Annotated in this window: 15 protein-coding genes; 7 read left to right on the top strand and 8 right to left on the bottom strand. The window is 66.0% G+C overall.

Going from position 1 to position 13220, the window contains the following annotated elements:
- The 4 genes from A8G08_RS09900 to A8G08_RS09885 form a co-directional block, all read right to left on the bottom strand.
- Positions 1 to 516, bottom strand: a 516-nt coding sequence (locus A8G08_RS09900) for an MTB12 C-terminal domain-containing protein (RefSeq protein WP_068273289.1), incomplete at its 3' end; no start/stop codon positions are given.
- 105 nt (positions 517 to 621) lie between these two features.
- Positions 622 to 1407, bottom strand: coding sequence for an enoyl-CoA hydratase (locus A8G08_RS09895; protein WP_068273288.1), 786 nt, complete (start codon positions 1405 to 1407; stop codon positions 622 to 624).
- Between the two features lie 11 nt (positions 1408 to 1418).
- Complete coding sequence (locus A8G08_RS09890) at positions 1419 to 2597, bottom strand: acyl-CoA dehydrogenase family protein (RefSeq protein WP_068273286.1); 1179 nt, start codon at positions 2595 to 2597, stop codon at positions 1419 to 1421.
- Positions 2581 to 3579 (bottom strand): acyl-CoA dehydrogenase family protein, encoded by a 999-nt coding sequence (locus A8G08_RS09885; RefSeq protein ID WP_068273285.1) that lies wholly within the window; start codon positions 3577 to 3579, stop codon positions 2581 to 2583. The genes A8G08_RS09890 and A8G08_RS09885 overlap by 17 nt, the downstream gene beginning before the upstream one ends.
- 182 nt (positions 3580 to 3761) lie before the next feature.
- Between A8G08_RS09885 and A8G08_RS09880 the strand changes: the two genes are divergently transcribed.
- Genes A8G08_RS09880 through A8G08_RS09860 form a run of 5 tightly spaced genes read left to right on the top strand, consistent with a single transcriptional unit; the run spans position 3762 to position 7668 of the window.
- The gene (locus A8G08_RS09880) at positions 3762 to 4415 is read left to right on the top strand and encodes a TetR/AcrR family transcriptional regulator (RefSeq protein ID WP_068273284.1); all 654 of its coding nucleotides are present in this window, start codon (positions 3762 to 3764) and stop codon (positions 4413 to 4415) included.
- A 48-nt stretch (positions 4416 to 4463) separates the two neighbouring features.
- Positions 4464 to 5300, top strand: a complete 837-nt coding sequence (locus tag A8G08_RS09875; protein ID WP_068273283.1) for an acyl-CoA thioesterase — start codon at positions 4464 to 4466, stop codon at positions 5298 to 5300.
- A gap of 5 nt (positions 5301 to 5305) precedes the next feature.
- Positions 5306 to 6370 (top strand): NAD(P)H-dependent amine dehydrogenase family protein, encoded by a 1065-nt coding sequence (locus A8G08_RS09870; RefSeq protein WP_068273281.1) that lies wholly within the window; start codon positions 5306 to 5308, stop codon positions 6368 to 6370.
- 1 nt (position 6371) lies between these two features.
- Entirely contained in the window at positions 6372 to 6632 is a 261-nt protein-coding gene (locus tag A8G08_RS09865; protein ID WP_068273279.1) for a hypothetical protein, read from the top strand.
- A complete protein-coding gene (locus A8G08_RS09860) occupies positions 6625 to 7668 on the top strand; it encodes a pirin family protein (protein WP_068273278.1) in 1044 nt (347 codons plus the stop codon). The genes A8G08_RS09865 and A8G08_RS09860 overlap by 8 nt, the downstream gene beginning before the upstream one ends.
- A gap of 61 nt (positions 7669 to 7729) precedes the next feature.
- Here A8G08_RS09860 and meaB read toward each other — a convergent pair whose 3' ends face one another.
- From meaB to A8G08_RS09845, 3 genes are read right to left on the bottom strand one after another with little or no spacing between them, the layout of a single operon-like run.
- Positions 7730 to 8611, bottom strand: coding sequence for a methylmalonyl Co-A mutase-associated GTPase MeaB (gene meaB, locus A8G08_RS09855; protein ID WP_068273277.1), 882 nt, complete (start codon positions 8609 to 8611; stop codon positions 7730 to 7732).
- 28 nt (positions 8612 to 8639) lie between these two features.
- A complete protein-coding gene (locus tag A8G08_RS09850) occupies positions 8640 to 9779 on the bottom strand; it encodes a thiolase family protein (protein ID WP_068273276.1) in 1140 nt (379 codons plus the stop codon).
- Positions 9772 to 11214 (bottom strand): class I adenylate-forming enzyme family protein, encoded by a 1443-nt coding sequence (locus tag A8G08_RS09845; RefSeq protein WP_068273274.1) that lies wholly within the window; start codon positions 11212 to 11214, stop codon positions 9772 to 9774. The genes A8G08_RS09850 and A8G08_RS09845 overlap by 8 nt, the downstream gene beginning before the upstream one ends.
- Before the next feature lie 53 nt (positions 11215 to 11267).
- Between A8G08_RS09845 and A8G08_RS09840 the strand changes: the two genes are divergently transcribed.
- Both A8G08_RS09840 and A8G08_RS09835 read left to right on the top strand, forming a co-directional pair.
- On the top strand, positions 11268 to 12032 hold the full coding sequence (locus tag A8G08_RS09840; protein ID WP_068273273.1) for an SDR family oxidoreductase: 765 nt from the start codon (positions 11268 to 11270) through the stop codon (positions 12030 to 12032).
- Positions 12029 to 12787, top strand: a complete 759-nt coding sequence (locus tag A8G08_RS09835; RefSeq protein ID WP_068273271.1) for an SDR family NAD(P)-dependent oxidoreductase — start codon at positions 12029 to 12031, stop codon at positions 12785 to 12787. The genes A8G08_RS09840 and A8G08_RS09835 overlap by 4 nt, the downstream gene beginning before the upstream one ends.
- Positions 12788 to 12835: 48 nt before the next feature.
- On the opposite strand, the gene A8G08_RS09830 is transcribed toward A8G08_RS09835, so the two are convergent.
- On the bottom strand, positions 12836 to 13220 hold a 385-nt coding region (locus tag A8G08_RS09830), incomplete at its 5' end, for an enoyl-CoA hydratase/isomerase family protein (RefSeq protein WP_245672754.1).

Genomic DNA, 13220 nt, shown 5'->3' with positions numbered 1-13220 from the left:
ACCCTGGATCGCCAGCAGCGCGCAGAAGGTGGCCGCGGAGACCTTCCAGGTGCCCGCGTCGTTGATGGCCTGACCGGTCTGGTTCGGCAGCACCGGCGCGCCGTTCAGGTTCAGGGTCCAGGTCACGTTGGCGTTGTTGGCGTCGACCGACGAAACACCGCCAACCGTTGCCGACGTACCCATCGCCTGCGGGTTGGCGGTCATGCCCTCCAGCACCGGCAGGAAGGTCTGGCCGTTCTCGACCACGGCGGCACGCTCGGCCGGCGGAGTCTGGCCGTTGAAGAAGAGCACGTAGGCGTCCGTGATGGCCTTGGTGGTCGCCTCGTCGGCGGCGGCGCCACCGGCCGCGGCTGCCGTGGTGGTCTCGGCCGCAGACGTGGTCTCGGACGCAGACGCCTTGGTCGTCGAGCTTTCGGACGAGCTGTCGTCGTCGCTGCTACAAGCGGCGAGCGGCGCCATCGCGATGGCGACGATGCTGGCGGCGATAGCGGCTCGCCGGGTGAACGGTACGCGCATGGGGTCTCCTTTGACTTTGGAACTCTTTTGCTGAGCTAGGTGCGCTGGAGCGAGCGAATCCTCATGTCGTCGAGATTCGTTCACTCTGTGCGCTCGATGCGGAACCTACTTGATGGCCGCCTTCATCTCGTCGAGATTGGTCAGAATGGGGTAACCACTGACGCTCAACGCATTGCCGTGTCCGGTCTGATGGACATCGAACACTGACTGGATCGCGGCGTAAAAGCCCTGCACATCCAGGGTTTGGTTGACGGCACGCTTGGCCTGGCGCAGACCGAACCGCGGCATCGTGGCGATCTGCTCCGCCAGCGCCCTGACCTCGGAATCGAGGTCGGCACGCGGCACCACCTTGTTCACCATGCCGGTCTTGGCGGCTTCGTCGGCGGTGAGCGCGCGACCGGTGAACAGGATCTCCTTCGCCAGGCGAGGCCCGAGTTCCCAGGTGTGACCGTGGTACTCGACGCCACCGATGCCCATCATCACGACGGGATCGGAGAACTTCGCATCATCGGCGGCAACGATCAGGTCGCACGGCCAGCACAGCAGCAAACCGCCTGCGATACAACGGCCCTGGACAGCCGCGATGGACGGCTTCGGCACGTTGCGCCAGCGCAGCGAGTACTCGAGGTAGCGCTTGCTTTCGGCCTGGTAAATCAATTCCAGAGTGATCTTGTCCGGAACCGGTTCGCCGCCGCCCCGCATGTCATGCCCGGCCGAGAAATGCTTGCCCTCGGCGCGAAGCACGATCACTGCGACCTCGGGATCCTCCGCGGCCCGGGTCCATGCGGCATCGAGTTCATTCAGGAGGTCCGCGTTCTGCGCATTGGCCGCATCCGGCCGATTCAGCGTGATGGTCGCAATCTTGTCTGCAACGTCATAAAGAATGTACAAAGCGGACTCCTCTAGCTCCGGGGAAGACCGAGCACACGCTCGGCGATGATCGTGCGCTGAATCTCCGATGTACCGCCCGCGATGGTGCCCGCGAAACTCCGGGTGTAGCGGTCGAACCAACTGCCGGAGAACCAATCCAGATTCCACGGGTTATCGGGCGCTGTGAGGGCCGGGGAGATCAAACCATCGCTGCCGGCGGCGTTCAGCGCGCATTCGGCACCATTCTGCGAGCCCTCCGAACCGAGCACCTTCAGCACGGACAGCGAGGGCACGTCCTGCTCGTCGCGGGCCTCGCGCGCAAGCGCTGCCGAGCCGAGCAGTCGAAGTGCCTGGTTGTCCATGATGAGCGTCGCGTACCGGTCCTGGTCGAGCGCCGTCACCGGAGAGAAGTCCTCGATGAGCTCCTGCATACGGTCGGCGTAGCTGAGCCAAAGCAGGGTCCGCTCGTGGCCGAGCGATCCGTTCGCCACGCTCCAGCCTTGATTGAGCTCTCCGATCAGGTTTTCCGCGGTCACCCGAACATCGGTGAAGAACACCTCGTTGAAATCCATGTCGTCGGCCGCGCACACCGACGGGAAGGGCCGGCGCTCAATACCGGGGGTGTCGGTGGGAATCAACAGCACGCTGATGCCCTTGTGCTTCGGCGCATCCGGATCCGTACGGACGAAGGTCAGCAGCACGTCTGCGTCGTGGGCGCCCGACGTCCACACCTTCTGGCCGTTGACGACGAAGTGGTCGCCCTCCAGGACCGCACGGGTGCGCAGCGAGGCCAGATCCGACCCAGCGCCGGGCTCGCTCATGCCCAGCGACGCCGTGATCTCGGCGCGCAGAATCGGTACGGCCCAACGATGCTTCTGTTCGTCGGTACCGAAAGAGAGCAGCGATGCGGCAATGATGCCGACGCCCTGCGGGTTGAAGCTGTGATAGATGCGGCGTCGCGACAGTTCCTCGAGATGGACGAACTGCTGCACGATTGTCGCGTTGCGGCCGCCGAACTCCGGCGGATTCGCCGGAAGCAGCCAGCCGCTGTCGAATTGCAGGCGCTGCCAACGACGTGCCCACTCCGGATTGTCCGAGCTGGACTTCGCCCTCTGCGCCGAAGCCTCGGCCTCTGCCGGGAGGTTTTCGTCGAGGAAGGCCGCGAATTCGGCTCGGAATTCCTCGACGTCGCTATCAAACGAAAGTTGCACGGTACTCCTTGGCGATCAATGCCCGATGCTCGTCTGCCCCACCGAGCATCAACTCCCCGATCTTGGCTCGCTTGAGCGCGAACTGCAGATCGTTCTCCCAGGTGAATCCCATTGCACCGAACAGTTGCAGGCCATGCCGGAACACCAGCGACTGGCACTCGCCTGCAGCGGCTTTCGCCATCGATGCGGCGACGCGCCGGCGCGGATCGTCCTCGGCAATGGTGAGTGCTGCGAAATAGGCAAGTGCCCGGGCCCGCTCGATGGCGACGTGCATATCGGCAGCCTTGTGCTTGACGGCTTGAAACGACCCAATCGCCACACCGAACTGCTTCCGATTGCTGACATGGTCGACGACGAGGTCCAGAATCCGTTGGCACGCACCGACGGTGGTCAGCGCGAGGCCGGCAAGCGCGAGGTGCCGCGCACGTTCGGGGTCGACAGAGCTACGTGCGTTGGCGCCGACACGCACCCCGGAGAAGGAAACCTCCGCAACATGCAGGACGGGGTCGAAGATCGGACTGCGCACTGCCGCAACGTCTGCCGCAGGAACAACGAACACTCCGGCGGCAGTGACAACAGCGAAGCAATCCGCCCGGTCCCCGTCGAGTACGTAGCGCGCGGTGCCGTTGAGCAGCCACTCGCCGCCCTGACGGGACGCACTGACGCCCTCGAACACCGCCGCGCCCGCCTGATCGGGCTTGGTGAATTCTGGTGCCAACGGCGCGAATTGCGTCATCGTCGCAAGGAATGGCGTGGGGTCGGTGGCGCGACCGAGTTCCTCGAGAACAATCGCGAGCTCGACGATGGTGTCGGCGTCGGTCATCTCAGTCCAACCGAGGTCGATGTAGGTCTTCCACAGCGGGCTCGGATCGGCGCCGTGGTCGACGACCGATCGGATCAGCGTCGCCGGGCACTCCTTGGCGGTTACACCACGAACGGTGTCACGCCACAGCCGCTGATCGGCGTCGAACTCGAAGAGCATTCCGGCCTGCCTCCTTGCCCAGAAATAGGGGTGCACACGTAGAAGGAGAATATCATTCTCGCATCAGGAAAGTAATAGTCTCGATAAATGTTAGGAATCGCCGAGATAGCAGCACAACACGTGCATACTCTCGGGTACAGTGCTCCCATGTTCGCCACATCCGACACACGACTGGAGCAGCGGTGACCGGGCCGATCGAAGAGCCGGCCTGGAAGCAGCGCGCAGTCGAGCGCTCCATTCGCACCGCGAAGCTCCGAGCCGAGCAGCGCGTGCAGCGCTTCCTTGACGCAGCCCAGGCGATCATCACCGAAAAGGGCAGCACGGACTTCACGGTCCAGGAGGTCGTCGACCGGTCCAAGCAGTCCCTGCGGAGCTTCTACCTGCAGTTCGATGGAAAGCACGAGCTGCTGCTCGCGTTGTTCGAGGACGCGCTCGGCCGCGCCTCGGATCAGATTCGCGCCGCCGCCTACGGGCAGGACGACCCGATCGACCAACTCCGTGTCGCAGTCGAATTGCTCTTCGAATTCAGCCGTCCGGACCCGACTGCACGCAGGCCGCTGTTCACCGACTTCGCGCCGCAACTCCTGATCACGCACCCCGCCGAGGTCAAAGTTGCGCACACTCCGCTGCTCGGGTTGTTCACCGAACTTATGGAGAAGGCGCATGCCGCCGGCGAACTCCGAGCCGACGTCAACCCACGTCGAATCGCTGCAATGACGATGCAAACCGTCATGTTCATCGCCCAGTCCAGCGGCGCTCCCGACGATGCGACAGTGCATCCGATCGAGGCTGAAGAGGTCTGGACGTTCTGCGCTCGCGGGTTCTCCGGCAGCTAGCGAGAACGCTATTCTCAATCGGGGAGAAACCTGCTTACACTCGGGCACATGTCCGAACTTTGGAGCGACCTCCTCACCTGCCTCGACCTGACCGCCGACCCGGCCAACTCCGACGATCCGGCCGCGCCCGTCGTGTACGAGGGGCGTAACCAGGACCTCCCGTATCACCGCGTCTTCGGTGGTCAGATCCTCGGCCAGCTGGTTCGCGCCGCCGAGCTGACCTGCCCGAGCAAGACAATCAAGTCGCTGCACGTGCTATTCGCCCGTGAGGGCAAGACGTCCGAGCCGATGCGCTACGAGGTGTCGCGCCAGCACGAGGGACGGTCCTTCGCGACGCTCTCGGCGGTCGCCCGACAGGGCGACAGCGTCTCGGCCAGCGCAACGATCGCGATGCACGCGGCCGAGGACGGCCCCGACCTCCAGAGCGTCGCCCCTGTCGGTGCGGTACTCGGCGAAGAGCACCGGATCAGCGGCATGGACCTGATCCCGTGGGACACCCGCTCCACCGTCGATCTGAACTCGTCCGAGGTCGGAGAGCCCGAGTTCGAGCTGTGGATGCGCACACCCGAGGTCAAGCCGGACCTGGCATCCGCTTTGGTTTCCTACGCAACCGATCTCACGCTCATCGGCACCGCGCTGCGTCCGGTCGAGGGCTTCAATCAGACCGGCAACGGCACTGTGTTCCTCTCCGCGGTCACCTCGCACAACATCTGGTTCCACCGGCCATTCCGGACCGACGAATGGCTGTTGCTGCGCCAGCACAGCCCCTTGGTTGCGCACGGGCGCTGCTTCGGACGCGGCGACATCCTCACCGAAGAGGGCACTCTCGTCGCATCCTTCGCACAGGAAGCGCTGCTGCGCCTGCCGCAGCCGGAGAAGGCCTGATTCCGATGTCGAACTCGTTGTCGGACAACCGGATCGATGGTCGACCGCCGCGCGTCGTGCAGTGGGCGACCGGAAACATCGGGACGCGGGCACTACGCGGCGTGATCGAGCACCCAGATCTCGAGCTGGCCGGTGTCTACGTGTACTCCGACGACAAGGACGGCCGTGACGCCGGCGAGCTGTGCGGGCTCGACCCGGTCGGTGTCGCGGCCACTCGCGACATCGACCGCCTCGTCGATCTGGGCGCGGACTGTGTGCTGTACATGGCTCGCGCACTCGATGTCGACGAGATCTGCCGAATTCTTTTGAGCGGCACGAATATCGTGACCACCCGCGGCGAGTTCCATCACCCCGCGAGCATGGACCCGGAACTGCGCGAGCGCGTCGAGGCCGCGTGCAAGCTCGGCGGCGCGAGTATTCACAGCACGGGCAGCAGCCCGGGATTCATCACCGAGGCCATTCCGATGGTGCTCAGCTCGATCCAGCGCCGGCTCGACTTCCTCGCCATCGACGAATTCGCGGACCTTTCCCAGCGCGCCACCCCCGAAATCCTGTTCGACATCATGGGATTCGGTCGCGAACCGGGTGACTTCGCGGCGTGGCGGGTCGCGCATGTGCGCGACAGTTTTGCCCCGTCATTGCATACGCTCGCCGACGGACTCGGCCTGGGGCTCGATTCGATCGAGGCTCGCGGCGAAGTCGCTACTACTCCGGTTGACCTGCAGATAGCGGCAGGCATTGTCCCCGCAGGAACGGTTGCAGCACAGCGAATCACGATCATAGGCATCCGGGACGACAAGCCGTTGCTGCAGTTCCGCGCCAACTGGTACTGCAGTACCGATATCGATGCCGACTGGGAGCTCGGCACCACTGGTTGGCATATCTCCGTCGACGGGGACGCGCCGCTCGAGGTGGACCTGATCTTCCCTGTCCCGTTGGAGCGCATGAGCGAGATGGCCCCCAGTTACACCGCGAATCGTGCGGTGAACGCGATTGCGCTCGTGGTTGCCGCACCGCCGGGAATCTGCACGACACTCGACCTTCCGCAGGTGATCGCCGCACTCGGCTAACTTGGCCGACGCCACGGCGTTGCGCAGTGCGCGGCAACTCCGATGCGGCGTGGTCGGGATGATCGACGTCCGGATACGCGGCGCCTTCGCCGGAATATTGTCGGATCCGGGCATGTTGTGCTCGGTTATCGCGACGATCCGTTGGCGCAATCTGGAAACTGGTGTTGCCGCCTCCTGGCCGGCGTGGACCGAGCATGCCGCTCGGTTCGAGCATGGAATCGCGACCGCGACCAGCGCGACCCAAGGAGTTGGCGATGACTGACCAGAACCGAACCGGGCGGGTCGTCGACCTCGGCCAACCGTGGCGCGGGATCGGCCCGTTCCTGTTCGCTGCGTACCACCACGACGACTATCCGCGAGGCGACGGGAAGATGGCGCCGGCCGCGGATCTGAGTGGCCGACCGCTCGGAGGTGACTTCGGCAATCCCGCCGGGTGGAACATGTACCACGGAAACGAGGTGCCGGGATTCCCCGCGCACCCGCACCGAGGCTTCGAGACGATCACCATCGTGCGGGAAGGAATCATCGATCACGCCGACTCCACCGGAGCCAGTGCTCGCTACGGCCCGGGCGACGTGCAATGGGTGACCGCGGGCCGGGGCGTCAGCCACTCGGAAATGTTTCCCCTCCTACGCGAGGATGCCGGCAACCCGTTCGAGATCTATCAGGTCTGGCTCAATCTCCCGGCTCGGGACAAGATGGCCGACCCTGAATTCACTATGCAATGGAACGAAGACGTCCCGGTGCTGAACGAGGGCGAACCGGGCACGCAGGCGACCGTCCGGGTCATCGCCGGCGCTTTCCGTGATGTGAAACCTCTTGCACCGCCCAGTCATTCGTGGGCGTCGGATCCTGCTGCCGATGTCGCAGTGTGGGTCCTCGATCTGGACCCGCATGCGTCGATCGAGCTACCTGCGACCAACCGGCCCGACACCCGGCGCCTGCTCTATCTGCACGGCGACGGCGCGAGACTCGATATCGATGGCGCCACTGTGGAATCCGGGCAGGGTTACGAGCAGACGATGCAGAGTCCGCTCACCATCCGTGCCGGCGAACGTCCGGTCACCGGCCTCCTGCTGCAGGGAGCCGAGATCGGCGAACCGGTTGTTGCGCACGGCCCGTTCGTGATGAACTCGGCCTCCGAGATCGACCAGGCCTTCGCCGATTACCGGCGTACCCAGTTCGGCGTCTGGCCGTGGTCGACATCAGCCCCCGTTCATCCGCCCGAGGCTGCGCGTTTCGCGCTCTACGGCGATGGGCGGGTCGAGCAGCCGGAGCAGCCTGCCGTCACGGGCTGAGGCCGGTTCGGTCTGTAAGAGGCCGGGAACCGACCGGCGGGCCCATGGCACCCGTCCCGCCTCAGGCGGGGCCATCTCCATTGCGGCCGATCAGCTTCGCAGCGGCGCTGTAGGGATCGTCGGAGCCCTCGGCAACCGCCGCGGCCAATAGCGCCAGGTCCGGATCCGTCCGCAGCCGCGACTGCGCCAGCGACAGGATCTGGGCCCGCGCCCGGGCAGTGCGACGCTCGGGCGTGTCCGCCCGCTGATGCGCCTCGATCGCGTCGATCAGTTCGGGCACCCCGGTCCCCTTCGAGGCGACCAGGGTGAGGATCGGCACGTGTGACTCCTGCCGAAGGTCGCGCACGGTTTGCTCGGCACCCTCGCGATCCGCCTTGTTCACAACCAGCAGGTCGGCAACCTCGAGCAGGCCTGCCTTCGCGGCCTGAACCGCGTCTCCTGCACCGGGATTCAGGATCACCACCGTCGGATTGGCGACTGCGGCGATCTCGATCTCGGACTGCCCGACGCCGACCGTCTCGATCACGATCAGGTCGTAGGCCAGCGCCGCGAGCAGCCGGATGGCCGCGGGCACAACCGCCGCGAGGCCGCCGAGGTGTCCGCGCGTGGCCACCGATCGGATCAGCACATCGGGGTCATTGATGTGTTCTGCCATCCGGATCCGGTCGCCGAGCAAAGCGCCGCCGCTGTAGGGCGAGGACGGGTCGACGGCGAGTACCGCCACCCGCATTCCCCGCGCGCGGTAGGCGCCGACGAGCACCGCGACCGTCGTCGATTTGCCTGCACCGGGCGGTCCGGTTATGCCCACAACCCTTGCCGGTACCTGGTCGAGCGCCGCGAGGACCTCCTCGCGGCGCTCCGGATCCTCTACCAGGCTGAGCAGCTTGCCAACGGCTCGTTGCGAACCCGACCGTGCCGAGGAAATCAGTTCGGTGACGCTCATCGCTCAACCACTATGCAACGAGAAACCGTCACGGAGCGTGAACCTCGATGACCGTCGCGGATCCCATACCGCCGCCGGCGCACATCGCCGAGACACCGATTCCGCCGCCGCGGCGACGCAGCTCGTACACGAGCGTGGCCAGCTGGCGCGCACCAGTCGCGGCCACCGGATGACCGAGCGAGCAGCCGCTTCCGTTCACGTTCACCAGTTCGGGATCGATGCCGAGAATGCGGTTGGTGGCCACCACCATCGCCGCGAACGCCTCGTTGATTTCGAACAGGTCGACATCGCCGAGCGAGTAGCCACCCCGGTTGAGTGCCTTACGGATGGCATCGACCGGCGCCAGTCCGGTGATCGCCGGGTCCACGCCGGCAGAGGCCCACGAGCGGATCGTGGCCAGCGCCGGAAGGCCGAGCTCATCGCTCGCGACCGTCAGCACCGCGGCCGCATCGTTGGCGCCACTGGAGTTTCCGGCGGTGATGCTGAAGCCTTCGATCTCGGGGTGCAGCACCTTGAGGCCTGCGAGCCGCTCCATGCTCGTGTCGCGGCGCGGGTGCTCATCGGTATCGAACACTCCGAGGGGTGTCTCGATCGCGACGATCTCCTCCTTGAACCGTCCCTCGTCGATCGAACGGATCGCGTTCCGGTGCGAGCGCAGCGCCCAGGCGTCCATCTCCTCGCGGGTGACGTTCGCCTTCTGCGCGGCGTTCCAGCCGACGGTGATCGACATGTCCCTGTTCGGCGCGTCGGGCCGGTCCGGATGGGTGGGTGCCATCCAGTCCACCATCTCTTCGCCGACCCGGACACGGGACCGCGGCATCGTAGAGGCGGAGTTCACGCCGCCGGCGATCACAAGCCGGTCCATCCCCGCCTTGATGCTGGCGGCGGCGCTTTGCACCGCAGCCTGGCCGGCAGCACAGTGCCGGTTGTTTGCGAGGCCCGGCACATGCTCGAGCCCGGCGGTGATCGCGGCATGGCGGGCGATCACGCCACCACCGTGCAATCCCTCGCCGAGGATCACGTCGTCGATCAAGCTCTTGTCGAGGTCTTCGGCGGCCGCGGCCACAACGTGGTTCGCGAGGTCATAGGCAGAAGTCTCGCGCAGTGACCCCTTGAACGCAGTGCCGATCGGCGTCCGCAGGGCATTGACGATGACGGCTTCAGGCATTGGTGTTCTCCAGTTCGGCCACGAGCACGCGGCGCAACAGTTTTCCGGTTTCGGTCTTGGGCAGTTCGTCGCGGAACACGATCAGGTCCGGCGTCTTGGACGAACGCAGCTTTTGCTTGGCGAACTCGCGGATCTCGTCGGGGTCGACGTCGCCGACCAGGACCGCGACGATCCGCTGTCCCCACTCGGGATCGGGCACGCCGATCACGGCGGCTTCGGTGATCCCGGCATGGTCGAGAAGCACGTCCTCGATCTCGGCGGGCGCGATGTTCTCGCCGCCACGGATGATGGTGTCGTCGGCACGGCCCTCGATGTAGAGGTAGCCCTCCTCGTCGAGATGGCCGAGATCGCGTGTGGCGAACCAACCTTCGGCGTCGAGCACGCTGCGCGCGCCGTACTCGCCGGAGATCTGCTCGCCGCGCACGAATACCAGTCCGGTCTCCCCCGCCGGAACCGGCTCCCCTTCTTCGGTGCGGACCACGATCTCGATACCGGGCAGCGGCTGCCCGACAGACCCGAGCCGCTCTTGCACCATCGGGTCGCTCGACGCGATCGCGATGCGGTGGTCGTCGGGCCCGAGCACGGCGACCGAAGACGCGGTCTCGGTTAGGCCGTAGGCGTTGACGAATCCGGTGTCCGGGAAGCAGCGCAGCGCGCGTTCGAGAACCGGGCGCGGCGTGCGGGATCCGCCGTAGGCGAGGCTGGCCAAGCTGGGCGTATCGGCGTTGGCGTCGCCGATTTCGGCAACGAGGCGCGCGAGCATGGTGGGCACGATCATGGCGTGGGTGACGCGCTCGGCGCGGACCGTGTCGAGCCACGTGGTCGCGTCGAAGCCAGGCAAGTACACGATCCGGCGGCCCGTGTAGAGGTTCGACAGCAGGTTCGTGAGACCGGCAATGTGGTACGGCGGTACCGCTACCAACGACGCGTCGGTTTCCTCTGCCGTGCCGAATTCGAGGGTATTGAACACGTAGGCGAGCAGGTGACGGTGGCGAAGGATGGCCGGCTTCGGGTCCGAGGTCGTACCGCTGGTGTAGATGATCACCGCGATCGCATCGTCGTCCTGCACCGGTGCTTCGAACTCGTCGGCTGCGTCGTCGGCCGCGGAATCCTCGCCCACGAGCGCGTCGAGGTCATCGGGCCGCAGCACCAACGCTCCCTCATGCCGCGCAAGCAGAGCATTCAGCTGCTGTTCGCCGAGCCGGTAGTTCAGCGGCACGAACGGCACGCCTGCCAGCGCAGCACCGAACAGCGCGACCGGGTACGCGAGGTGGTTCGTACCCAGGTACAACACCGCCGGGTACTGCTGAAACCGCTTGGCAGCTCGGAGTGCTCGACCAAGCAGCTCAACCGCTGTCAGGGAACGGCCATCTGCGGTCACTACAGCCCGATCTCCGGCCGATGCCGCCATCTCTGGAATCATGCTGATGTTCATGAGAACATGATTCTCTCAGAACGAGAGCAGTCGTTGCAAGAAGGGAAATCGTTATGGAGATCAGTGGCACTTCCGCGCTCGTAGTGGGAGGCACGGGCGGCCTCGGCGAGGCCACGGTGCGGCGCCTGCACGCTGCCGGCGCGAAGGTGGTCGTCGCCGACGTCGCCGACGACAAGGGCAAGGCACTCGAGAGCGAGCTCGGCATCCGCTACGTGCACACCGACGCCTCCGACGAGGATTCCGTCAACGCCGCGATCGCCGAGGCCGAGTCGCTCGGTCCGCTGCGCATCTCTGTGGATACGCACGGCGGCCCCGCGGGTGGTGGACGGCTCGTCGGCAAGGACGGCAGCCCGATGCCGCTCGATTCGTTCAAGAAGACCATCGAGTCGTACCTGAACTGGACCTTCAATGTCCTGCGGCTGTCTGCCGCGGCGATCGCTCGGCAGGAACCGCTCGAAGAGGGTGGCCGGGGCGTCATCATCAACACCGCGTCCATCGCGGCGTACGAGGGCCAGGTCGGCCAGCTGCCGTACGCGGCGGCCAAGGGCGGCGTCGTCGGCATGACGCTTGTTGCCGCGCGCGACCTGTCGCCGCTCGGCATCCGGGTCGTGAGCATCGCGCCGGGCACGATCAACACCCCGGCCTACGGAAAGGCCGCCGACCAGCTCGAAGAGTACTGGGGCAAGCAGGTGCCGTTCCCGAAGCGGATGGGCCGCTCGACCGAGTACGCCCAGCTCGCTCTCGCGATCGCGGAGAACGACTACCTGAACGGCGAGGTCATCCGCCTCGACGGCGCCCTGCGGTTCCCGCCGAAGTGACCGGTCTCGCCGGCAAAGTCGCGTTCGTCGCCGGGGCGAGCCGCGGCATCGGTGCCGCGGTCGCCACTGCGCTCGCCGATGCCGGCGCGGCGGTCGCCGTCGCGGCCCGCACCGAACAGGCAGGACGGGTGCCCGGCACAATTCACGCCGTCGCGGACAAGATCGTCGCGCGCGGCGGCCGGGCACTCCCCGTCCCGTGTGATGTCACCGACGAGGACTCGATCGACGCCGCCGTCACCGCGACGGTGGCGGAGTTCGGCGGCATCGACATCCTGGTCGCCAACGCCGGTGTGCTGTGGCTCGGCCCGATCGAGTCGACGCCGCTCAAGCGCTGGCAGCTGTGTCTCGACGTCAACCTCACCGGCGTGTTCTCGGTAACCAAGGCCGTCATCCCGCATCTCCGCGCCCGCGGCGGTGGCTCGATGATCGCGGTCACAACGACCGGAGTCGGCATGACCGACCGTGGGTCGAACGCCTACTGGGTGTCCAAGGCCGCGGTGGAACGCCTCTACCTCGGGCTGGCTACGGACCTCTCGGGTGACAACATCGCGGTGAACTGCCTGAGCCCGTCCCGGGTGGTACTCACCGAGGGTTGGCAGGCCGCCGGCGGTGGCCAGGAGATCCCACCGGAGATGGTCGAACCACCGGAAACGATGGGCGCCGCTGCGGTTGTACTGGCAGCACAGGACAGCACCGGGATCACCGGCACGGTTCAGCGTTCCGAGACCCTCATCGCGCAGCACGTCGCAAACTGACGAATTGGGTCCGGAGACAAAAGTTTCCGGGCCCAATGTCGGTGGTGATCAGCTGGGCAGATCGGGCGGAATCCAGCTCGGCTCGCGCTTCTCCATGAACGCGAGCATTCCTTCCCGCGGTTCCGTGGAGGTGGCGAGCGCGCCGAACATCGTCTGGTAGTCGATGAGTCCGTAGCGCTCGTTCAACATTCGCTTGGTCTGTGCCCGAGCCTCGGGTGAGGTCCGCAGGATTTCTCGTGCCGCCGTCAGTGCCGCAGACCGGAGATCGTCGTGCGGAACGACCCGCGATATCAACCCGATGCGCTGCGCCTCGGCCGCATCGAATCGCCGCCCGGTCAGCAACAGATCCCGCGCGACCGCGACCCCGACATGGGCGGGCAGGGCCGCCGCATAGGTCGCATCCGGAATGCCGCGCAGCAGTTCCGGCACACGG

Origin of the sequence: Aldersonia kunmingensis (assembly GCF_001646865.1) — a bacterium.
GTDB classification, from domain to species: Bacteria; Actinomycetota; Actinomycetes; order Mycobacteriales; family Mycobacteriaceae; genus Aldersonia; species Aldersonia kunmingensis.
This window is presented reverse-complemented; position numbering and strand designations above follow the sequence as displayed.

Coding starts and splice junctions, on each gene's coding strand:
- A8G08_RS09875 (WP_068273283.1), top strand. CDS start 4,464: ATGTCCGAACTTTGGAGCGACCTCCTCACCTGCCTCGACCTGACCGCC.
- A8G08_RS09860 (WP_068273278.1), top strand. CDS start 6,625: ATGACTGACCAGAACCGAACCGGGCGGGTCGTCGACCTCGGCCAACCG.
- A8G08_RS09850 (WP_068273276.1), bottom strand. CDS start 9,779: ATGCCTGAAGCCGTCATCGTCAATGCCCTGCGGACGCCGATCGGCACT.
- A8G08_RS09885 (WP_068273285.1), bottom strand. CDS start 3,579: ATGCTCTTCGAGTTCGACGCCGATCAGCGGCTGTGGCGTGACACCGTT.
- A8G08_RS09845 (WP_068273274.1), bottom strand. CDS start 11,214: ATGAACATCAGCATGATTCCAGAGATGGCGGCATCGGCCGGAGATCGG.
- A8G08_RS09840 (WP_068273273.1), top strand. CDS start 11,268: ATGGAGATCAGTGGCACTTCCGCGCTCGTAGTGGGAGGCACGGGCGGC.
- A8G08_RS09870 (WP_068273281.1), top strand. CDS start 5,306: ATGTCGAACTCGTTGTCGGACAACCGGATCGATGGTCGACCGCCGCGC.
- meaB (WP_068273277.1), bottom strand. CDS start 8,611: ATGAGCGTCACCGAACTGATTTCCTCGGCACGGTCGGGTTCGCAACGA.